The following is a 21,571-nucleotide window of genomic DNA, read 5'->3' as shown; positions in this document are numbered from 1 at the left end:
TAGTCCGGCCAGGCATCGTCCGGTCAGGCATCGCGGGCAGCGGCCTGCCGGGCCGTCACATGCCGGGCGAGCAGCTCCAGATGGGCCGGGGGCGGGCCGGTGTGCCGGTCCAGCACCAGGCGGCCCCGCGCCGCCAGATCCTCCTCGACATCACCGGCCAGCTCCGCCGCGTCCGAGCGCCGGAGCAGCCCGCGCGCGGCGCCGATCACCGAACCGAGACTGCTCACCGCCACGTCCGCCAGCCCCGCCACCACCAACACCGCACGCTCGTCGAGCGCCCCTCGGCGCCCTGTCTCTCGCGTCAACGCGACAGTCCTCCCTGGTCGATCGGCCAACGCTCAGCGCAGCCGCCCTCAGAAGCCTGCCGTCGTCCACACCGGAGCCACGGCGCGAACTCACCAATGAGCGACAAAGTCGCAAGGACGTGACCGGCGAAGGAGACCGGTGGTACAGGCCGCGGCGGGTCGGCGGTCGATGGACCTCGGCGATCGGCAGGCTCGGGCCTGTGACCCGCTGTGCCGGTGGTGCGTCCGGTGCCGGCGGCGTCCGGTGCCGTTACCCCGCGACGCCGATGACGTGGTCGACCGCGGACGCGGCGTCGGCGGCGACATGGGTGGGCCGGTACGCCGCCTCGGTCCACGGCCGGCCGCCCGACACCCACACACTCCGAGCACCGAGGCCCACCGCACCGGCGATGTCGGCGTGCGGCGAGTCGCCGATCACCCAGACATCTCCGGTGTCGGAGAGGGAGGCTCCGACGGCTGCCGCCGCCGCGTGGAAGATCTCCGGTGCGGGCTTCTTGCAGCCGATCGCCTCGGAGATCACCCAGCCGTGGACGATCCTGTCGAGCCGGGTGTTCCGGATCTTCGCTTCCTGCTGTGCGACCCGGCCGTTGCTGACGATCACGCACGTCCAGCCACCGGCGACCGCCCTGCCGAGCGCGTCGCGGGTGGCCCCGGGCAGCACGACGCGCTCGGCGGCCCCCCGGGCGAGGAGGGCCCGGACGGTGCTCTCGGGAAGCGCGGGCCCGTAACGGTCGGCCATGGCCCGGGCCATCTCCTGCCTCGGCGTGTAGCCACCGGCGTCGACGGACATCAGCCACTCGATGTCGCGGCCCGGCAGCGCGTGCTCGGCCAGGAACGCCGCCAACTCGTCCCGGAAGGCGGCATCGCGGTCGACCAGGGTGTTGTCGAGGTCGAGCATCAGCAGCGGCATGCCCGGCAGTACACCATGTGCGGCAGTGTGTTCCAGGCCTACGTGTCCCGGGCCAAGCGGTGGATCGGGTGATCCTCGATGAGCGACGTACCGCTACCGCCGGGACCGGGTCCCGATTTCCGCGAGGCGGGAGAGGGCGGGGAGGGCCCCGGCGATCGCTTGTCGTTCCTCGGGCGTCAGCTGGGCGAGCAGCGGGAGCAGGTGACGGGCCCGGTCGTCGTGGCGGGCCCGGCCGATCTGCCGGCCGTCCTCGGTGATGTGGATGAGGACGGCGCGGCCGTCCGTCGGGTCGGGGCGGCGTTCCACGAGTCCGTCGCGTTCGAGCCGGGTGACCAACTGGGTGAGCCCCGGCTGGCTGATCTGCTCGTTCTTGGCGAGGTCGGTCAGCCGCGCCGGACCGCCCACGGCCAGCGTGTCCAGCACCGACAGCGTCGTGAACGACAGCTTCTGCAGCGTGGGGAGCCGGATGTAGAAGCGATTGAAGTTCTCGATCGCCTCGGTGAGGGCATCGACGTCCAAGTCGCCTTCTGCGCCGGCGTGCGGAGAATCGGTCACCCTTGGAATGTATCGCAGATTTATATAATGACTTAATGTATCGCGGTCGCGGAACCCGGGCCCTCTGTAGGGTCCGCGATTCCGTGAGCACTGGCTGTGTCGGTGGTCGTTGAGCAATCGGTGGTTACGGGCGGTGGAACGACCGGCGCAGTTGTGTGCGCTCTGTGACTACCCAGGGCTGGTGTACAGGCCAACTATTTAATCGGCGTTGTCGGCGCGCAGGAGCAGGTCGAGCAGCCCGGGGAAGCGCGTCTCGAACTCCTCGCGGCGCAGTCGGTTGACCCGCTTGGGCCCCTGATCGCGCTGTTCGACCAGGCCCGCGCCGCGCAACACCGCGAAGTGGTGGCTGAGCGCCGCCTTGCCGACCGGCACGTCGAAGCTGCCACAGCTGCGCGTCCATTCGGCGGAGCCCGCCAAGTCGCGGATCAGCTGGATGCGTACGGGATCCGCGAGCGCGGACAGCGCGGTCAGAAGAGGAACCTCGTCGGGATCCGTGTGCACGGGTGCTGCGCGGTGTCCGCCGCCGCCCGCCGCCTGGTCCGGCATGCCGCTCTCCTCGTGTACGCCGTTCCGTCCCCTTGCCGAATGTTCGATGTCGATCATACACTCCGAGTGTTCGCTTTCCATTGAACAGTCTCTGAAGGGGGCGTGCTGTCATGCGTGCGGTCGAGTTCCAGGAGTACGGCGGTCCCGAAGTACTGAAGGTCGTACGGGCCGACATCCCCGAGCCGGAGCCGGGCCAGGTCACCATCGACGCCGCCTATGCGGGCGTGAACTTCGCGGACCTCAAGGCGCGCGCCGAGGGATACCGAGTGGAATCGCTGCCCTTCGTCCCCGGCCTGGAAGTCTCCGGACGGATCCGGGCCGTCGGCCACGACGTGGAGGGACTGCGCCCTGGGCAGGCAGTCGCCGCGCTCACCAACGGCGGCGCCTACGCGGAGGTGGTGGTCGCCGAGGCCGCCACCGTCTTCCCGCTCCCCCGGGGCGTGGACCTGCGGACCGCGGCGACGCTCCCCACCGTGCTGCCGACCGCGCACGCCCTACTCCACGAGGTGGGGCGGCTGCGCGCCGGAGAGAGCGTGTTGGTGCACGGCGCTGCGGGCGGTATCGGCACGGTGGCCGGTCAGTTGGCCCGGGCGGCGGGCGCCGGCGCGGTGTACGGCGTGGTCTCCGCTGCGGCCAAGGCCGGGTACGCCCTCAAGTACGGCTACGACGAGGTGTTCACCACGGACTCTTTCCCCAGCGAGGTCCGCCGCGCCACCGGCGGCAGGGGGGTCGACCTGGTGCTCGACCCAGTGGGCGGCGACACCCTTCGCCGAAGCCTCGACACGCTGGCCGTCTTCGGGCGCCTGGTGTCCTTCGGCAACGCGAGTGGGGCAGAGCCGTGGCGGGTTGGGCAGCCCGAGCTCTATGTGGAGGGCCGTTCGGTCGCGGGCTTCTCCATCCTGGCTCTCGCGCGGTCGGCGCCCGAGGCACTGCGATCGCTCACCGAGCGTGCCTTCCGCACGGTCACCGACGGCACCGTGGAACTTCCTGTTACCGCGGAGTTCCCGCTGTCGGAAGCGTCCGCGGCCCACAGGTTGATGGGCGGGCGCACCTCGACGGGCAAACTGCTGCTGCGGATGGCCGACTGAACACGGCCGCTCTGGAAACAGTCCGGACCGGCCCGATAACCGACAGCTACCGACCGTGACCAGTGCTCATGATCCCCGGAAATGCTCGGACAGTGCTCGTGATCACGTAGAAATGCTCACGAATCTGCGGGCCCTACACCCTCTCAGAGCCGATGCGCCTTCAGTGTCATGTGCAGCAGCAGGCGGTCCTCGCCGTCGTCCAGGTCCAGGCCGGTGAGCTTTTCGACGCGGGACAGGCGGTAGTAGAGGGTCTGGCGGTGGATGCCGAGTTCCGCCGCCGTGCGGCCCGCCTGGCCGGCGCAGTCGAGGAACACCTCGGCGGTGCGGGCGAGTTCGCGGTGGGCGGCGGCCAGGAGGGGACGTACGACGGGGTCGTGGGCGGCGTCCGGGGGGAGCGCCGTCAGGAGGCGGAACGGGCCGACGGACGACCAGTGGGCGACCGGGCCCAGCCGGGGTTCGGCCAGCGCGGCGCGTGCCGCGGCCGAGGCCTCCCGCCAGGCGGCGCCGAGGTCGGCGAGGCCGGTGCGGGGGCCGGCGATTCCGGCGGCGGGGGCGCGGACGGGGGTGTCGGCCGGGGCCCGGGGCGAGCCCGGGGCCCGTACGCCCTCGGCCTCCTTCAGGAGGCGTGCGGCCGCCGTCGTCGCGGGGGTCAGGACCTCCGGTGCGCGCAGCCGGACCAGCAGCGCCAGGCTCTGGTCGGTGGTGCCCCACGGGACCGTGCACAGGGCGGTGGCGCTCGGGATCGTACGGACCGAGGGCGCGTCGTCGGGGTCCGCCGAGGGCCAGGGGGCCAGGCAGACGATCGTGTGGAGGCCGTCGCCGCGGGGGCCGAGGGCCGTCCGGAGTTCCGCCACCGCCATGTCCCGCTGCCAGCCGCGCTCGGCGGTCAGGACGGCGCGCAGTTCGCGGGTCAGGTCCGCGCCGGCCTGCGCCTCGTCCGCGAGGAGGGCGCCGATGCGCGGGGCCACCTCCATGGCCGCGGCCAGCTGCCGCTCGGTGGGGCCCGGGTCGTCGTCGAGCAGCCACACGTATCCGAGGACGACCCCCCGATGGCGTACGGGTAGGCAGATCCGGCCCCGGTAGACACCGGCCTCCGGCGTCCGCGGGATACGGACCGGGCCGGTGGCGCGGGCGATGCCGAAGCCCTCGAACCAGGTGCGGACCGCGGAGGTGGAGCGGCGCGTGAGGATCGAGCGGGTCCTGACCGGGTCGAGGGCGGACTCGTCGATCTCGCTGTCGCTGTCGTACGCGCCGAAGGCGATCAGCTCGAAGTCGCGGTTCTCCAGCGTCGCGGGGGCGTCGAGGAGCTCCGAGATCTCGTCGACCAGTTCCTGGTAGTCGCGTCCCTGGTGGTCGTTTTTCGCCTGCGTCACGCGGCTATTATCCCGGATTTTCCCCGCCCTTCATACAGATGTCTGAGATCCAGGGCACGGATGCGTGACAGCTGTCGATGGCAGACGATCAGAGGGGTCCTTACGTTTCACGGGTACTCCTGCCCTCGACCGGTCTTTTCTGGAGGTGCCCTGTGCTGGGTCCCGTGATTCTCGCCGCGTCGCGCAGCGACAGAATGCGCCGTCTGGTCTCAGCGGCTCCGGTGACCAAGTCGGTCGTCGACCGCTTCATCGCCGGGGAGTCGGTCGAGGAGGTAGTCCCGGTCATCGAGGACCTGACGGACAAGGGTCTCGACGTCACCCTCGACGTGGTCGGCGAGGACATCACCACGCCCGAGCAGGCCGCCGCCGCGCGGGACGCGTACCTGGAGCTGGTCGAGCACCTCGAAGGCCTCGGCCTGGGCGAGCGGGCCGAGATGTCCGTCAAGCTGTCGATGTTCGGCCAAGCCCTCCCTGACGGGCATGAACTGGCGCTCGCCAACGTCCGCCCGGTCGTCGAGGCGGCCGCCGCCATCGGCACGACGGTCACCCTGGACGCCGAGGACCACACCACCCTCGACTCGATGTTCGCCATCCACGAGGAGCTGCGGAAGGACTTCCCGCAGACGGGCTGTGTGATCCAGGCCTACCTGTTCCGCACCGAGGCCGACGCCCGCCGCCTCGCCGCGGCCGGCAGCCGCGTACGGCTCGTGAAGGGCGCCTACGAGGAGCCCGCCTCCGTCGCGTACCAGGACAAGGCCGAGACCGACAAGGCGTACGTCCGCATCCTGAGGATCCTGATGGAGGGCGCGGGCTACCCGATGATCGGGTCCCACGACCCGCGGATCATCGCCATCACCCAGGAGCTCGCCCGCCGCGCCGGGCGCAAACTGGACGAGTACGAGTTCCAGATGCTGTACGGCATCCGCGGCGACGAACACCTCCGGCTCGCCGCCGAGGGCCACCGCATGCGGGTCTACACCGCGTACGGCACCGACTGGTACGGCTATTTCATGCGCAGGCTCGCGGAGAAGCCGGCAAACCTGCTGTTTTTCGCCCGCTCGACGCTTACCAAGGGCTGACCTTGAAGGCGAGCGGTAGCTGTCGGCACCCGGGTGCATCCTGGTGACGGCAGCTACCGCCCATCGGTCGGCTGAGCCGACCCGGCTCCGAAAAGGAGTTACGGAACCCGTGACTCCGCCCCCGTGGGGGCTTCTCATTCGCACGCCGCAGCGAGCTCATGACGGTCAAGCCCTGACCGCCGCCAAACATACGTACACGACTTCGGCTCCCGCGGGCCGAAGCCAGGCATTCACTCGGAAGAGGTAGCTCATGGACGCCGTGACCCAGGTCCCCACCCCCGTCAACGAGCCGGTGCACGGCTACGCCCCCGGCTCTCCCGAGCGCGCCCGCCTCGAAGCCAAGCTCAGCGAGCTGGCCGAGAACCCGATCGACCTGCCGTGCACCATCGGCGGCGAGCGGCGGATGGGCGGCGGCGAGCGCTTCGACGTCGTGCAGCCGCACAACCACAAGGCCCGCCTCGGCACATACGCGAACGCCACCCAGCAGGACGCCCAGGACGCGGTCGACGCGGCCCTCGCCGCCGCGCCCGCCTGGCGTGCGATGTCCTTCGACGACCGTGCCGCGATCATCCTGCGCGCCGCCGAGCTGCTGTCCACGACATGGCGCGAGACGCTGGCCGCCTCCACCATGCTCGGCCAGTCCAAGACCGCCCAGCAGGCCGAGATCGACTGTCCCTGCGAGCTGATCGACTTCTGGCGCTTCAACGTCAAGTACGCCCGTGACCTGCTCGCCGAGCAGCCGCCGGCCAACTCGACCGGCGTCTGGAACCGCCTCGACCACCGCCCGCTCGAAGGCTTCGTCTACGCGATCACGCCGTTCAACTTCTCGGCGATCGCGGGCAACCTGCCGACGGCCCCCGCCCTCATGGGCAACGTCGTCGTGTGGAAGCCGTCCCCGACCCAGACCCACGCCGCCGTGCTGCTCATGCGGCTCCTGGAGGAGGCCGGTCTGCCCAAGGGCGTCATCAACCTCGTCACCGGTGACGGCATCGAGGTCTCCAAGGTCGCCCTGGAGCACCGGGACCTGGCGGGCATCCACTTCACCGGCTCGACGAAGACCTTCCAGTACCTGTGGAAGACGGTCGGCAACAACATCGAGAAGTACCGCTCGTACCCGCGCATCGTCGGCGAGACCGGCGGCAAGGACTTCGTCGTCGCGCACCCGAGCGCCGACCGCGCGGTCCTGAAGACGGCCCTCACCCGGGGTTCCTTCGAGTACCAGGGCCAGAAGTGCTCGGCCACCTCCCGCGCGTACGTCCCGGCCTCCATCTGGAACTCCGGTTTCAAGGAGGAGTTCGCGGCCGAGGTCGACGGCATCACGATGGGTGACGTCACCGACCTGTCGAACTTCATCGGCGCCGTCATCGACGAGCGGGCGTTCGCCAAGAACAAGGCGGCGATCGACCGGGCGAAGTCCGACCCGTCCTGCACGATCGTCGCGGGCGGCTCGTACGACGACTCCGTCGGCTACTTCGTCCGGCCGACCGTCGTCGAGTGCTCCGACCCGGCCAACGAGGTCTTCACCACGGAGTACTTCGGCCCGTTCCTCGCCGTGCACGTCTACGACGACGAGAAGTACGACGACATGCTGACCCAGATGGAGTCGGCCACGGACTACGCGCTCACCGGCTCGGTCATCTCGGGCGACCGAGCCGCCGCCGCGTACACGATGGAGAAGCTCCGCTACGCCGCGGGCAACTTCTACATCAACGACAAGTCCACCGGCGCCGTCGTCGGCCAGCAGCCCTTCGGCGGCGGCCGCGCGTCGGGTACGAACGACAAGGCGGGCGCTCCCCAGAACCTCCAGCGCTGGACCCTGACCCGCGCCATCAAGGAGACCCTGGTCGCACCGACCGACTACCCGTACCCGCACATGGGCTGATCTCCCGGCTGCTCCTGGGCCGAACAGCCGCCCCCGCTCCGGGACTTCGGAGCGGGGGCGGACTCATTCGCGAGCAGGGATTTCCAAGCCGGGAGGCTCAGCGGTCGCAGCTCGTCCGGCCCTCGTACCAGCGGCAGGCGAGGGCCGCGAAGCCGCCGTCCGCCACGACCGGGACGGTGAGCGTGTCGCCGCCGCGGACGACGTGCGGCTCGCGGACCAGCCCCGACGGGCCGTCGGTCACGGTCTCCACCAGCCACTTGCCCGCACCGAGGCGCATGGGTACGTCCGCGGCCCGGGCCGCCCCGGCGAACGTACCGCCGATGAACCAGCGGCCGTCGGCGGCGCGGCGGGCGAGTACGGCCGAGCGGCCCGGGTCGCCGGTCAGCAACCTGGTCTCCTCCCAGCCGGTGGGCAGTTGCTCCAGGAAGCGGCGGGCCTCAGGACGGGCGTCGTACGACTCCGGGGTGCCGGCCAGGTTCTGGACGCCGGACTCGTAGAGGACGGTCAGGCCCAACTCGCCCGCGTCGGAACCGACGTTGGGGCGGAACGGGCGGTGGAAGGCACCCGGGGTGAAGTCCATGGAGCCGATGACGTTGCGAGTGAAGGGGAGTGCGGCCAGCTGCTCGGGGGTGTTGTTGCGCTTCTCCTCGCCGCCGACGCCCTCCAGGGTCATGACCTGCGGCCAGGTGCGCTGGATGCCCTTGGGGATCGTGGAGCCGTGGAAGTTGACCATCAGGTGGTGCTCGGCGGTGGACTCCAGGACGTCGTCGTACCAGCGCATCCGCTCCTGGGACTCCGAGTCCATGAAGTCGATCTTCACGCCCTTGACGCCCCAACGTTCCAGCGTGGACAGCCACTTCTCGCGTTCGACGGGGTCGGTGAGCAGGGTGTAGTGGAGCCAGACGTGGATGCCCACGCCGCGCTCCTCGCCGTAGCGCACCAGCTCGGGCATCCAGCTGTTCGTCTGCCAGTCGGGGTCGATGACCTCCCACTCACCCGGCTTGAAGTACCAGCCGGCGTCGACGACTTCGTACGGCCAGTTCCGCTCGGCCGCGTAGTCGACGTACTTCTTCTGCGCCGCCAGACTCTGCCCGGCCTCCTTGCCGCCCGCGAGCCAGGTCCACAGCGCGGCGCCCGGCTTGATCCAAGATGTGTCGCGGACACGGGACTTGGGAGCGAGGTCGTCGGTGAACGTCGACTCGGTGACGGTCGCCAGGTCGCCGGTGATCACCGCGCGCCAGGGAGTGGTGAGCGCGCCCGACACCTGGACCGGCTCGTCGTTCCACAGACTCACGCCGTACGTCGAGGAGTTCGCGGTGTGGGTGAGGTGGGCGCCGGAGTAGCCGCCGTTCAGGTCCGACTCGGCGATCAGGGCGTAACCGCCGTCGGTCTTGAAGAGCGACTGCATCATGTACGTGCCCGCCGGGGCCGCGGCCGCCGACTGGTAGCGGATGAAGGGGAGTTCGTTGTCCGCGCGGTAGCGGCCGAGTACGGCTTCGGCGGTGCCGGGGAGGGCGAAGGCGGAGGCCTCGCGGACGACGTCGCCGTGGTCGTCGGGCAGGACGTAGCGGTAGGCGACGCCGTCCGGGGCGACCCGGGTCAGCAGGTCGAGGCGCGCGCCGTCGGCCGTGCGGAAGCGGAAGCGGGACTCGGTCATCCTGGCAACCCGCTTGTGCGACTTGCCCGTTGGGACGGTGTACCGCTCGGTGACCGTGCGCTCGGAGCGGCCGGTGAGGGTCAGGTCCTTGGTGAAGTCGGCCTGTTCGGTGACCAGGCCGACGGGGGACGGTTCGATGACCGTGCGCCCCGCGCGTCTCACCGTCAGGGTCGGCCGCCCTTCGGCCGCGTCGAGCGCGACCACGGCCGTGGGGGAGCCGTGCGGGCCGCGCACCTCCCAGGAGGCGGCGGCCGCGGGGGCTTCGGCACGGGCCGGAAGTGCCGCCGCGGCGGTGGCGAGCAGTGCGGAACAGAGCGTCAAAGCGATGGTGCGGGTCCGGGGTTGGACCGCCATATGGAACCCCTCCTGTCGCAGTCATCCGATGACTGGTCGATGAATGTGAGCGTGGAGGGGGCGTTGGGGCGTGTCAAGGAATCTGACAGCATCAGACATCGGATTGCTGATGAGCTGTTCAGTAAGAGGGGGTGGATCAAGAGGGATGAGAGAGGGTGGGGCGGGCGTGGAGCGGGGAGTGCGGGAATCCGCCTCGGGCTACTCCGGGAACGTGAGGACGATCTTGCCCATGGTGTGCCCGGACTCGCCGAGTTCGTGGGCCTTGGCCGCCTCCGTGAACGGCAGGACCGCGTCCACGTGGATGTGGACCCGGCCGTCCGCCAGCAGGGAGGCGATCTTCCCCAGTCGGATGCCGTCCGGTTCGACCCGCACGACCGCGAAACACATCCCGCGTGCCTCGACGTCCTCGGGGGACAGGCCCAGATCGCCGGGCAGGGCGGACACCAACAGGCCGCCCGGGCGCAGGGTGTTGAGGGTGCGCGGGCCGTAGTCGCCGCCGATCAGGTCGAGGGCGACGTCGATGTCGTGCACGGTCGTGGCGAAGTCCGTGACCGTGTAGTCGACCGGTTCGTCCACGCCCAGGTCGCGGAGGAAGTCGTGCCTCTCGGCGCGGGCCGTCCCCACGACGTACGCGCCCTCCGCCTTGGCGAGCTGCACCGCCGCGTGGCCGACGCCGCCCGCCGCCGCGTGCACCAGCACCCGGGTGCCCGGGCCGACGTGGGCGAGGTCGATCAGGGCCTGCCAGGCGGTGAGCGTCGCCGTGGGCGCGGCGGCCGCGTGGACGTGGTCGAGGGCCGTCGGCTTGACGGCGAACTGGCCGGCCGGGGCGGTGACGTGTTCGGCATAACCGCCGGCCGTGACCTTGCCGAAGACCTCGTCACCGGGGCGGAACCCCGTGGCGCCCTCTCCCACCGCCTCGACCGTGCCGGAGACGTCCCGGCCGAGCGTGAACGGCGGATCCCCGAGGAGTGGCGCCACACCCGAACGCACCAGCCGGTCAACGGCGTTGACGCCCGCGGCCCGCACCCGGACCAGGAGTTCCCCGGGGCCGGGGCCGGGCCGCTCCCGCTCCTCGATCTCCAGGACCTCGGGTCCGCCGAAACGGTGCTGGGTGATCACGCGCGTACGAGGGAGTGCGGTGGTCATCGTCTGTACCTCCGTTCGCTGCGCTCCCCATCGTGCTCCCGCGGCCGGGCTTGCGCACCGGTCCGCACCGCGATTACTGGAGGGACCTGCGAGCGCGGTACCCCCAGGCCTCGAAGATGAAGAAGGCGCAGGTCGGAGCAGTGTGACCCAATCCGCCGTCTCAGATAGTAGGAAGTCCGAGTAATTGTGGAGACAGACGCCCGGTCCTCACTTAGCTTTGTAGGAGCCGAACGTCTCGCTCGACCAAGCGAATGGCGGTCGTGAGCCGGAGCCCGAGGCAGGCAACCCCTGCGGCACCGCTCCCACCGCCCCACCCGGCGTCTCGTAATCCCTCATCGCACTTCCGGCGGCCGCTGCCGGAGGCAAGGAGTCGATTCATCATGGCCGAGACGACCGTCCGCCGAGTCCGTCACGTCTCCCGTACGAGCGAGTCCGACCGCAAGAACGCCGCCGCCGCGCTCCAGCGCGCCCTCGACCGCAGGGACAACGGCGGCGCGACGGGCCACTGACGCCCGCCCAGCCGGACCACAGCTCGACCCACACAAGCCCGCTCGACCCACACAAGCCGGGAGCCGCGCCCGTTCGGGGTGCGGCGCGGGGCTCACGCGCCGCGCCGCACCTCGAAGTAGTCGATGCGCTCGCCGTTCTGCGCGAGCGCCGACACCTTGAGCTTCGCCGCCGCGCCCGTCTCCGCCTCCACCGCGAGGAAGGAGAAGCCGGTGTACCGCACGCGCGACCACTCGACGGTGTCCTTGTTCTCGTCCCGGGACTTCGTCCAGTGGAAGGTGTCGACGGTTTCGCGGTCGACGACCTTTCCTTCGTAGCTGTCCTTCACCCCGTCCGGGAAGCCGTACAGGTCCTTGCCCGCGCCGCCGGCCGTGACGTACACGATCCCGTCGCGCCGTGGATCCGTCGATCCGCCGATCGGCACCGGCCTGCCCACCTCGCCGCCCTTGATGGCGTCCGTCCGCTCGTACACGTGGTTGTGCCCGTTGATCACCAGGTCCACCTGGTGCTTGGTGAACAGGGGCAGCCAGGCGTCGCGTACGCCACCGTCGGAGGCGTGCGTCGACGTCGAGTACGTGCAGTGGTGGTAGAAGACCACGACGAAATCGACCGACCCGTCCGCCCGCAGCTCGCCCAGCCGCCTGTCCAGCCACTTCGTCTGCTTCCCGTTCGAATAGCCCTTGTTGGCGGGAATCTCGTACGAGACGTCGTTGGCGTCCAGCGCGACGACGCCGACGTTGCCGTACGTGAAGGAGTAGACGCCCGGCGACCGCTTCGCGTCGAAGCCGTTGTCGGGGAGCGACCAGCGGGCCGCCTGGCCGCCGTAGCCGTCGGGCGAGTACCAGGCCTCCATGTCGTGGTTGCCGGTCGTCACCATCCACGGCACCGACTTCGCGACCGACTCGGTCTGCGCCAGGAACAGGTCCCAGACGCGGGCGTCGTACGTGTCGGAGTCCTTGCCGTGGCCGGTCGTGTCCGCGTAGCAGATGTCGCCGGCGTGCAGGTGGAAGGACGGGTTCTGGCCCAGGATCACCTGGTCGTTGGCGAGCGCGTCGTAGCTGACGCCCTGGTCGCCGAAGGCGGTGAAGGTGAAGGTCTCGGGGCGGGCCGGTGCCGTACGGAACGAGCCGACGGTGGAGAGCCGCTCGGCGGACGCGGGGTCGAAGCCCTCGTGGCCGACACCGTAGTAGTACGTCGTGCCGGGCCTGAGGCCGTCGAGGGCCGCGTGCAGGTAGTACTGCTCGACCGCGGGCAGCTTCTTCGACAGGGACGGCGTGTGCAGGTCCCGGACCTCGGCTTCGACCCTGCGCGTCAGGTCCCAGGGCTTCGCGCCCACCCGTACGTAGGGCTTCTTCACCGCGAACGGCACCTGCCAGGAGATCCGCATCTGCGTCTTCGGGTCGGCGCCGAAGGCGAGGTGGCGGCCGAAGGGGGCGATCACGGAACCGGGCAACCGGCCGGTGGCGGGTGCCCCGACGGTGGCCGGGCCCGACTTCGGCGTCGACGCCCGCTCGGGGCTCTCGCCGTCCGAGCCCGAACAGCCGATCAGCAGCCCGCCGCCCGCGAACGCGCCGGCCGTCACCAGCGCGCGGCGCCGGGACAGCTTCGTACGCAGGTACTCGTGCTGCTCCGCCATGCTCATGCGGCGGGCGAGCTGCGGCGGGATGCCGACGTCGGGAGTGTCCATGCCGGTGAACTTCCCAGCGCAGCCCAACGCACGCCATACGTACGGGTGAACGGAAACCGACAGGTTGAGGCGCGCCGGCTGTTCCTGTGTCCGCCGTGTCCGTATCGCGGACACCCGGTGTCATCCCGTGGGACGGGGAGTAGGGTGCCGACATGTCTCGCAGCCTCAATCTCGCAGTGATTCCCGGTGACGGTATCGGCCAGGAGGTCGTGGCCCAGGGTCTGAAGGTCCTCTCCGCCGTCCTTCCGCAGGATGTGAAGCTGGAGACCAAGGAGTTCGACTTCGGCGCCAAGCGCTACCACGCGACCGGTGAGACCCTCACCGACGCCGACGTCGAGGCGCTCAAGAAGCACGACGCGATCCTGCTCGGCGCGATCGGTGACCCGTCGGTCCCGTCCGGCGTCCTGGAGCGCGGCTTCCTGCTCAAGCTCCGCTTCCTCTTCGACCACCACGTCAACCTGCGTCCGTCGAAGCTCCTCCCGGGTGTCGCCACCCCGCTGGCCGGCCAGCCCGAGATCGACTTCATCGTGGTCCGCGAGGGCACCGAGGGCCCGTACACCGGCAACGGCGGCACGATCCGCAAGGGCACCCCGCACGAGGTCGCCACCGAGGTCTCCGTGAACACGGCCTTCGGTGTCGAGCGCGTCGTCCGGGACGCCTTCGCCCGCGCCCAGGCCCGCCCCCGCAAGAAGCTCACGCTGGTCCACAAGAACAACGTGCTGGCCTTCGCGGGCCACCTGTGGACGAACGTCTTCAACAAGGTGGCCGAGGAGTTCCCCGACGTCACCACGGACTACATCCACGTGGACGCCGCGACGATCTACCTCGTCACGGACCCCGCGCGCTTCGACGTGATCGTCACCGACAACCTCTTCGGCGACATCATCACCGACCTCGCCGCGGCCGTCTCCGGCGGTATCGGCGTCGCCGCGAGCGGGAACATCAACCCCTCCGGCGAGTTCCCGTCCATGTTCGAGCCGGTCCACGGCTCGGCCCCGGACATCGCGGGCCAGGGCAAGGCCGACCCCAGCGCCACGGTCCTGTCCGTCGCCCTCCTGCTGCGTCACCTCGGTTACGAGGCCGAGGCCGCCCGCATCGAGGACGCCGTCTCCGCCGACCTCGCGGAGCGCGGCACCACGACCCGTACGACCGACGAAATCGGCGACGCGCTCGCCGTACGAGTAGCCGGCTGACCCGCCGCGCTCTCGCAAGCCGCCGGGTCGCTTCCGCACCCGGCGGCTTTTCCTATGCCCTGCCGGGTGTCACCATCATCCTCTGGGCCGCATTCACGCCATTTTTCAGCCATGGCTCCCCGCTTGCGATAATCGAACGTGGAGCCGCGGATTGAGGGAATGCTCGGACGTCCTAACACTGGCCACTGGCAGTACGGGGCGTGAGCGCGGCCCGTCACACACAACCGGTGAAGGACACCACTCATGACGACGCCCACGATCGAGCTCAAGCCCTCCTCCGCGCCGCTGTCCGACGCGGAGCGCGAGGCGATCCTGGCCAATCCCGGATTCGGCCGCCACTTCACCGACCACATGGTGACGATCAAGTGGACCGAGGGCCGCGGCTGGCACGACGGCCAGCTCGCGCCGTACGGACCGCTCTCCATGGACCCGGCGACCAACGTCCTGCACTACGCGCAGGAGATCTTCGAGGGCCTCAAGGCCTACCGGCAGCCCGACGGCTCGGTGGCCACGTTCCGCCCGGACAAGAACGCCAAGCGCTTCCAGGCCTCCGCCCGCCGCCTCGCGATGCCGGAGCTGCCCGTGGAGACCTTCGTCGAGGCCTGCGACGCCCTGGTCCAGCAGGACAAGGCATGGGTGCCGGCGCACGGCGGCGAGGAGTCGCTCTACCTGCGCCCGTTCATGATCGCGACCGAGGTCGGCCTGGGCGTGAAGCCGGCGAACGAGTACCTGTTCCTGGTCATCGCCTCCCCGGCCGGGGCCTACTTCCCGGGCGGCGTGAAGCCCGTCTCCATCTGGCTCTCCGAGGACCGCGTGCGCGCCGTCCCCGGCGGCATGGGCGACGCGAAGACCGGCGGCAACTACGCCGCGTCCCTGCTCGCGCAGGCCGAGGCCGCCGCGAAGGGCTGCGACCAGGTCTGCTACCTCGACGCCGTCGAGCACAAGTGGGTCGAGGAACTGGGCGGCATGAACCTGTACTTCGTGTACGGAGACAAGATCATCACCCCCACCCTCACCGGCTCCATCCTGGAGGGCGTCACCCGCGACTCCCTCCTCCCGGTCGCCCGCGATCTCGGCTACCAGTCCGAGGAGGGCCGCGTCTCCATCGACCAGTGGCAGCGCGACGCCGAGAACGGCACCCTCACAGAGGTCTTCGCCTGCGGCACGGCGGCGGTCATCACCCCCGTCGGCACGGTCAAGCGCACCGGCACCGAGTGGCAGCAGTCGGGCGGCGAGCCCGGCGAGGTCACGGTGAAGCTGCGCCAGGCGCTGCTCGACATCCAGCGCGGGGTGAGCGAGGACCGGCACGGCTGGATGCACAACCTGGGCTGAGCCCCTGTGTGAAGGCTCCGCCCGAAGAAGCCCGCCCCGATCGGCATCAGATGCCGGGGCGGGCTTCTTCGTCCGCTCCGGAGCCGTCGCTCGCCTCGGACGCGCAAGACCCCGTCCAGGTTGTACGCATTCCGGCGGATTGCATACAACCTGGAGGTGCGGTTGCATCCTTGTGGGCCCTCGGTACCGGGCCGGGGGGCACGACAGGTTTTGGGGGAAACCATGTCCATGGCCAGACGTGTGTGCATGAGTGCCTTACTGGCAGGCGCACTCGGCACCACCGCGTTACCCGCGACCACCGCGCACGCCGCGCCGACTGCGCCACCTGTGCCGCGTGTCGAGCGCGTGAGCGTCGCCGCCGACGGGACCGAGGGCAACGCCGCCTCGGGTGCCCCGTCCATCACGCGCAACGGCCGGTACGTGGCCTTCCGCAGCGCGGCCACCAACCTGACGACACCGGGCCCGGGCCAGGACCCGCGCGACCGCGGGTATGTACGCGACCTGAAGACCGGCGAGGTCACGCGGGTCAAGGGAACCCTGGGAGCCCCGGTGGTCAGCGACGACGGCCGCTACGCCGCGCACATCGGCTGGGGATCGCACGCGGTCAACGTGTTCCTGACCGACCTGAGCACGGGCGAGCGCAGGCGCATCGACGGAAACGGCTTCAAGGAGGGCTCGTCCGCCCCGTCGATCAGCGCCGACGGCCGCTACATCGCCTATGGGCTGGCCCCGCAGCACCCGGCCGATCCGCACCGGGTGGAGGTCTACGACCGGGTCACCGACACCCGCGAAGTCGTCAGCGACGGGCCGCCGGACAGTACGCGTGACATGGCCGATCCGTCCATCAGCGCCGACGGGTCCCGGGTCGCCTACGAGGACGCGGGCACCGACCAGGTCTGGGTCCGTGACCGAACGACGGGCAGCCTCACCCGCGTTGACGACGGCACCCCGTCCACCCTCGCGCAGATCAGCGGCAACGGCCGCACCGTGGCGATGAATTCGGCCGACGGCGCCTACGTACGTGATCTGCGGACCGGGGAGATCCAGCGCGTCGCGGGCGGGCACGCCAGTGCCGTCAGCCCCGACGGGCGCCAACTCCTGTACGGGGACGGCCAGTCGAACCTGCGGCTGCGGAACCTGCGCACCGGCCACGAGATCGCCGTGGGCCACGGTGGCGCCGGTGAGGGCGCGATCGCCGGCAAGGGGCGCGGCATCGTCTACGCCACGGCGGACGCTGATGTCGTCCCCGGCGACACGAACGGCGTGAACGACGTCTTCAAGTGGACGGTGCGCTGATGGTGTCCCTCATCCCAAGGGCATTGCTGAGCACGGCAGTTGCCGTCGCGCTGACCGGCGCGACCGTGTCCGCCGCACAGGCCGGACAGTCCGCACAGGCCGGACCCAGGGAACCCCGCACCGAGCGGGTGAGCACCGCCGGCGACGGGGCGCAGGCCGACGGGCCCTCCGGCGGGGCCGGGATCAGCGCCGACGGGCGGTACGTCGCGTTCTCGTCAACGGCGGAGAGCTTCGGCTGCGCCCCGTTCTTCCCGTGTCTGCGCGTGAAGGACCTGGCCACCGGCGAACTCACCCGGATCGACCTCGGCAGCGGCTACCGGCACGGCTCGCCCCTGCTCAGCGCCGACGGCGGCCGTATCGCCTACACGGCGGGCACCCGGTTCGACGCCCCGTACCTGTACGACCGCGCGACCGGCGAGTCGGAGCGGCTCTGGCCCGAAAACCCGCCGGGCTCCAACGAGTTGGGCGCCGCCGCGTCGATCAGCCCGGACGGCACGCACGTCGCCTACACGATCGGCAACCGGCACGGTAACCAGGGCTCCCGCCTCCTCTACGTACGCGACACCGCCAACGGCACCGACGAGCTGATCTCGCCGGCCGAGGAGGGCTGGAAGGGCGCGGCCTCGGTGAGCGGCGACGGCAGCCGTGTCGCGTACCAGACCGGCGGTGTCGGCGACGGCCCCGACGACACGGCCGACCTCTTCGTCAAGGACCGCACCACGGGGGAGCGGACCCAGCTCGACGCGGGTCTCGGTGCGGGCGAACTGGTGCGCGTCACCGCGAGCGGCCGCCGCGTCCTCTTCAACGCCCAGGGCGGCCTGTACGTCCACGACGTCCGCACCGGTGAGTCGCGGCGGGTGGCCGAGGGCCGGGCCAGGTCGGCCACCGACGACGGCCGTCACGTCCTCCTCGCGGAGGCGGCCGGACTGCGCGTCCTCGACCTGCGTACGGGACGGAGCACGGCGGCCGGCCCGCCGGGCGCGCAGGCCGGACGGGGCGCGCTGGCCGCCAAGGGCCTGGCGGTGGCGTTCAGTTCGGAGGCGGCCGACCTGGTGCCGGGCGACACGAACGGCACCGCCGACGTCTTCGTACGCCGCACGCACTGACGTCACGTCCACTGAGCCGAAACGGGGAACCCACGGGGCCGCAACGACCTCGCGGCCGGGAACCCCTCCGTCAACGCGGACGGCACCGTCGTGGCGTTCGAGTCGGCGTCACCCGATCTGGTGGAAGGGGACACCAACGCGGTGTCGGACGTCTTCCTGCGCACAGTGTCATGACACAGACCAGCAACTCAGTACGACCCAGCAGCTCAGTACGACAACGAGAAAGCACGGGGGATTCGACCATGTACCGGAACACGCACAGGAACAAGCGCCGCGCCGCCCTGACGGCCGCCGCCATCGTCGCCGCGGTTACCACCACGACCCTGCCCGCCGCCTTCGCGGCGCCGGGCGCCGCCGTGCCCCGCACGGAGGGCATCAGCGTCACGGCCGACGGCAAGGCCGCCAACGACCGGTCGGCGGCGGCCGTGATCAGCCGCGACGGTCGGTTCGCGGCCTTCGACTCCGCGGCCGCCGACATCGTCGCCGGTGACACCGACGGACAGAACGACATCTTCATACGCGATCTGCGCACCGGGAAGACCGAGCGAATCGCCGTCGAGGGGCGTGACGTGAGCGGCGCCTCGCTGAGCGCCGACGGCCGCTACGTCGCGATGAACACGAAGCCCGCGGGCGCGCCCTCGGACCGGGATGTCCGGCTCTACGACCGAAAGACCAAGAAGACCGAGCGTCTCGACGTCGAGCTGCCCGACGGCTACCCCGACGGCACCGCGGGCAGCGTGTCCCTGAGCGCCGATGCCCGCTATGCCGTCTTCACCACGGCCGGGCCCGAGTCCGGCGACCCGACGGTCTTCCTGCGCGACCGGAAGACCGGCACCACCGAGAAGATCAGCCACGACTACACGGGCGGGGACGGCGCGAAGGGCTCGCACTCGCCGACGGTCAGCGACGACGGCCGGTACGTCGTCTACGCGCAGTCGTTCCTCAACGGCCCGCGCGGCGACGACTGGAGCGACCTCTGGCTGCGCGACCGCACCACGGGCGAACTGACCCAGGTCGACCGCTCCCACGACGGCTCGAAGACCGAGAAGGAGTCCTTGAAGCCGTCCATCAGCGGCGACGGCCGCACCGTCGTCTTCGAGTCCCGCGACACGCACCTGGTCCCGGACGACAACGACGTCGCCTGGAACGTCTTCGTGCACGACATCGCCTCCGGCACCAACCAGCGCATCCACGGCACCCAGGGCGGCCCCGGCGAGGCCTATACCCGCGGGCCCGCGATCAGCGCCGACAGCCGCTACCTCACGTACGTGACGGAGCTCACCGAGCCGGGCGCCGAGTACGGCAAGGAGTTGCCCGTCTACCTGCGGGACCTGAAGAAGAACACCACCACGCTGGTCAGCCCGGACACCACGGGCGGCGCGGCCACGGCGCACGTCGAACCGGGCGGGATCTCGGCGAAGGGCGACCGGATCGCCTTCCTGTCGGGCGACGCGACGCTGCTGAGCGGCGACACCAATGACGGGTACGACGCCTTCGTGCGCCGCCTGCGCTGAGTGACGTGAGGTGACGTGAGGTTCACATCCTGAGACGCCGGTGAGTACGGGGACAGTGCTGTGCCAGACTGCCCCCGTGCTCTCGTTCGCCACGATTATTGGCAGCAGGCGCGCCGGTCCGCAGTGATCGCCCCGTACGACCACGTACAGAGCGGCCACCCTCGCCCTGACCCGCGCGCAGACCTCTCGCACCCGCGAGAGGTTTTTCTGTTTCCTGGCCCACCTTCAGCCGGGACCGGAGCGCGAGGGACCATGAGGGCGGTGGAACCGGTCATTCCGGTAGACCGAACCCGACACAGGAGCCACAAGAGATGACAGACGCAACCGACGAGCATCGCGACTCCTCCCGTCGCGGCCCTTCTCGCGTCGACGACGACTTCCACGTCTTCGACACGACGCTGCGCGACGGTGCGCAGCGTGAGGGCATCAACCTCACCGTCGCGGACAAGCTGGCCATCGCACGGCACCTGGACGACTTCGGCGTGGGCTTCATCGAGGGCGGGTGGCCGGGGGCCAACCCGCGCGACACCGAGTTCTTCGCCCGCGCCCAGCAGGAGATCGACTTCAAGCACGCCCAGCTCGTCGCCTTCGGCGCCACCCGCCGGGCGGGCGGCAAGGCGAGCGAGGACCCGCAGGTCAAGGCGCTCGTCGAGTCCGGGGCTCCGGTGGTCACGCTCGTCGCCAAGTCCCATGACCGGCATGTCGAACTGGCGCTGCGCACGACCCTCGACGAGAACCTGGAGATGATCCGGGACACGGTCTCGTACCTCCGCGCCCAGGACCGCCGGGTCTTCGTCGACTGCGAGCACTTCTTCGACGGCTACCGCGCGAACCCCGAGTACGCGAAGGCGGTCGTCCGCGCGGCGTCGGAGGCGGGCGCCGACGTGGTCGTGCTGTGCGACACCAACGGCGGCATGCTGCCCGCCCAGGTACAGGCCGTGGTCGCCACCGTCCTCGCCGACACCGGAGCGCGCCTGGGCATGCACGCCCAGGACGACACGGGCTGCGCCGTGGCGAACACCCTGGCCGCGGTGGACGCGGGCGCGACCCACGTCCAGTGCACGGCCAACGGCTACGGAGAGCGCGTCGGCAACTCCAACCTCTTCCCGGTCGTCGCCGCCCTGGAGCTCAAGTACGGCAAGAAGGTCCTCCCCGAGGGCGCGCTGTCCGAGATGACCCGCATCTCGCACGCCATCGCCGAGGTGGTGAACCTGACCCCGTCCACGCACCAGCCGTACGTCGGTGTCTCGGCCTTCGCCCACAAGGCGGGCCTGCACGCCTCGGCCATCAAGGTCGACCCGGACCTGTACCAGCACATCGACCCCGAGCTGGTCGGCAACACCATGCGGATGCTCGTCTCCGACATGGCGGGCCGCGCCTCCATCGAGCTCAAGGGCAAGGAACTGGGCGTCGACATCAGCGACGACCGCGAGCTGGTCGGCCGGGTCGTCGGCCGGGTCAAGGAGCGCGAGCTCCAGGGCTACACGTACGAGGCGGCCGACGCGTCCTTCGAGCTGCTCCTGAGGGAGGAGGCCGAGGGCAAGGCCCGCAAGTACTTCCAGGTCGAGTCCTGGAGGGCGATCGTGGAGGACCGCCCGGACGGCACCCACGCCAACGAAGCGACCGTCAAGCTCTTCGCCAAGGGTGAGCGCATCGTCGCCACGGCGGAGGGCAACGGGCCGGTCAACGCCCTCGACCGGGCGCTGCGCGTCGCCCTGGAGAAGATCTACCCGCAGCTCGCCAAGTTGGAGCTGGTGGACTACAAGGTCCGCATCCTGGAGGGCAAGCACGGCACCCAGTCCACGACGCGGGTCCTGATCTCCACGTCCGACGGTGCGGGTGAGTGGTCCACGGTCGGTGTCGCCGAGAACGTGATCGCGGCGTCGTGGCAGGCGCTGGAGGACGCGTACACGTACGGGCTGCTGCGGGCCGGGGTGGAGCCGGCGGAGTAGGTACGGGGGCTTCTTTCGCCCCCGCCGCCCCTACCCGTCCCATCCCAATCACGGCGGCCATGAACGCCGCGGTGGCCCGCTACAACAAC

Annotated in this window: 18 protein-coding genes; 10 read left to right on the top strand and 8 right to left on the bottom strand. The window is 70.5% G+C overall.

What is annotated here, in order from left to right; translation table 11 throughout:
- Window positions 1–23: 23 nt before the first annotated feature.
- The 4 genes from AB0I18_RS18850 to AB0I18_RS18835 form a co-directional block, all read right to left on the bottom strand.
- Entirely contained in the window at window positions 24–305 is a 282-nt protein-coding gene (locus AB0I18_RS18850) for a polyprenyl synthetase (protein WP_363106626.1), read from the bottom strand.
- Window positions 306–555: 250 nt separating this feature from the next.
- Complete coding sequence (locus AB0I18_RS18845; protein WP_363106625.1) at window positions 556–1,215, bottom strand: HAD family hydrolase; 660 nt, start codon at window positions 1,213–1,215, stop codon at window positions 556–558.
- Between the two features lie 93 nt (window positions 1,216–1,308).
- Entirely contained in the window at window positions 1,309–1,770 is a 462-nt protein-coding gene (locus tag AB0I18_RS18840) for a MarR family transcriptional regulator (RefSeq protein ID WP_363106624.1), read from the bottom strand.
- 198 nt (window positions 1,771–1,968) lie between these two features.
- The gene (locus AB0I18_RS18835) at window positions 1,969–2,316 is read right to left on the bottom strand and encodes a helix-turn-helix transcriptional regulator (RefSeq protein WP_363106623.1); all 348 of its coding nucleotides are present in this window, start codon (window positions 2,314–2,316) and stop codon (window positions 1,969–1,971) included.
- Between the two features lie 110 nt (window positions 2,317–2,426).
- On the opposite strand from AB0I18_RS18835, the gene AB0I18_RS18830 reads away from it, so the two are divergent.
- Window positions 2,427–3,404 (top strand): zinc-binding dehydrogenase, encoded by a 978-nt coding sequence (locus tag AB0I18_RS18830; protein WP_363106622.1) that lies wholly within the window; start codon window positions 2,427–2,429, stop codon window positions 3,402–3,404.
- Window positions 3,405–3,547: 143 nt separating this feature from the next.
- Here the strand turns inward: AB0I18_RS18830 and AB0I18_RS18825 are convergent, their stop codons facing one another.
- On the bottom strand, window positions 3,548–4,795 hold the full coding sequence (locus AB0I18_RS18825) for a helix-turn-helix domain-containing protein (protein WP_363106699.1): 1,248 nt from the start codon (window positions 4,793–4,795) through the stop codon (window positions 3,548–3,550).
- A gap of 134 nt (window positions 4,796–4,929) precedes the next feature.
- Here AB0I18_RS18825 and AB0I18_RS18820 point away from each other — a divergent pair, with 134 nt between their 5' ends.
- The gene (locus AB0I18_RS18820) at window positions 4,930–5,856 is read left to right on the top strand and encodes a proline dehydrogenase family protein (RefSeq protein WP_363106621.1); all 927 of its coding nucleotides are present in this window, start codon (window positions 4,930–4,932) and stop codon (window positions 5,854–5,856) included.
- A gap of 250 nt (window positions 5,857–6,106) precedes the next feature.
- Entirely contained in the window at window positions 6,107–7,738 is a 1,632-nt protein-coding gene (gene pruA / locus AB0I18_RS18815; RefSeq protein ID WP_363106620.1) for an L-glutamate gamma-semialdehyde dehydrogenase, read from the top strand.
- Window positions 7,739–7,835: 97 nt separating this feature from the next.
- Here the strand turns inward: pruA and AB0I18_RS18810 are convergent, their stop codons facing one another.
- On the bottom strand, window positions 7,836–9,749 hold the full coding sequence (locus AB0I18_RS18810) for a glycoside hydrolase family 97 catalytic domain-containing protein (protein WP_363106619.1): 1,914 nt from the start codon (window positions 9,747–9,749) through the stop codon (window positions 7,836–7,838).
- Between the two features lie 198 nt (window positions 9,750–9,947).
- Complete coding sequence (locus tag AB0I18_RS18805) at window positions 9,948–10,895, bottom strand: NADP-dependent oxidoreductase (RefSeq protein ID WP_363106618.1); 948 nt, start codon at window positions 10,893–10,895, stop codon at window positions 9,948–9,950.
- A gap of 380 nt (window positions 10,896–11,275) precedes the next feature.
- Here AB0I18_RS18805 and AB0I18_RS18800 point away from each other — a divergent pair, with 380 nt between their 5' ends.
- Complete coding sequence (locus tag AB0I18_RS18800; RefSeq protein WP_121406138.1) at window positions 11,276–11,404, top strand: hypothetical protein; 129 nt, start codon at window positions 11,276–11,278, stop codon at window positions 11,402–11,404.
- Window positions 11,405–11,496: 92 nt separating this feature from the next.
- Here AB0I18_RS18800 and AB0I18_RS18795 read toward each other — a convergent pair whose 3' ends face one another.
- On the bottom strand, window positions 11,497–13,089 hold the full coding sequence (locus tag AB0I18_RS18795; RefSeq protein WP_363106617.1) for a metallophosphoesterase family protein: 1,593 nt from the start codon (window positions 13,087–13,089) through the stop codon (window positions 11,497–11,499).
- Window positions 13,090–13,241: 152 nt separating this feature from the next.
- On the opposite strand from AB0I18_RS18795, the gene AB0I18_RS18790 reads away from it, so the two are divergent.
- From AB0I18_RS18790 to cimA, 6 genes are all read left to right on the top strand, one after another.
- Window positions 13,242–14,282: a 3-isopropylmalate dehydrogenase gene (locus AB0I18_RS18790; protein ID WP_363106616.1), complete on the top strand. Its 1,041-nt coding sequence runs from the start codon at window positions 13,242–13,244 to the stop codon at window positions 14,280–14,282.
- A 243-nt stretch (window positions 14,283–14,525) separates the two neighbouring features.
- The gene (locus tag AB0I18_RS18785; protein WP_363106615.1) at window positions 14,526–15,614 is read left to right on the top strand and encodes a branched-chain amino acid aminotransferase; all 1,089 of its coding nucleotides are present in this window, start codon (window positions 14,526–14,528) and stop codon (window positions 15,612–15,614) included.
- Window positions 15,615–15,860: 246 nt separating this feature from the next.
- Window positions 15,861–16,910: a protein TolB gene (locus tag AB0I18_RS18780; protein ID WP_363106614.1), complete on the top strand. Its 1,050-nt coding sequence runs from the start codon at window positions 15,861–15,863 to the stop codon at window positions 16,908–16,910.
- Window positions 16,910–18,016 (top strand): hypothetical protein, encoded by a 1,107-nt coding sequence (locus AB0I18_RS18775; RefSeq protein WP_363106613.1) that lies wholly within the window; start codon window positions 16,910–16,912, stop codon window positions 18,014–18,016. Before AB0I18_RS18780 ends, AB0I18_RS18775 begins: the two co-directional genes overlap by 1 nt.
- A gap of 242 nt (window positions 18,017–18,258) precedes the next feature.
- Window positions 18,259–19,530, top strand: coding sequence for a hypothetical protein (locus AB0I18_RS18770; RefSeq protein WP_363106612.1), 1,272 nt, complete (start codon window positions 18,259–18,261; stop codon window positions 19,528–19,530).
- A gap of 311 nt (window positions 19,531–19,841) precedes the next feature.
- Window positions 19,842–21,482 carry a citramalate synthase gene (gene cimA, locus AB0I18_RS18765; RefSeq protein WP_363106611.1) on the top strand — a complete coding sequence of 547 codons (1,641 nt, stop codon included), beginning with the start codon at window positions 19,842–19,844 and terminating at the stop codon, window positions 21,480–21,482.
- The last annotated feature ends 89 nt before the right edge of the window (window positions 21,483–21,571 follow it).

The organism is Streptomyces sp. NPDC050704 (assembly GCF_040654355.1).
Taxonomy (GTDB): Bacteria; Actinomycetota; Actinomycetes; order Streptomycetales; family Streptomycetaceae; genus Streptomyces.
The sequence above is the reverse complement of the archived record's forward strand: the minus strand, read 5'-3'. Positions and strand labels throughout refer to the sequence as shown.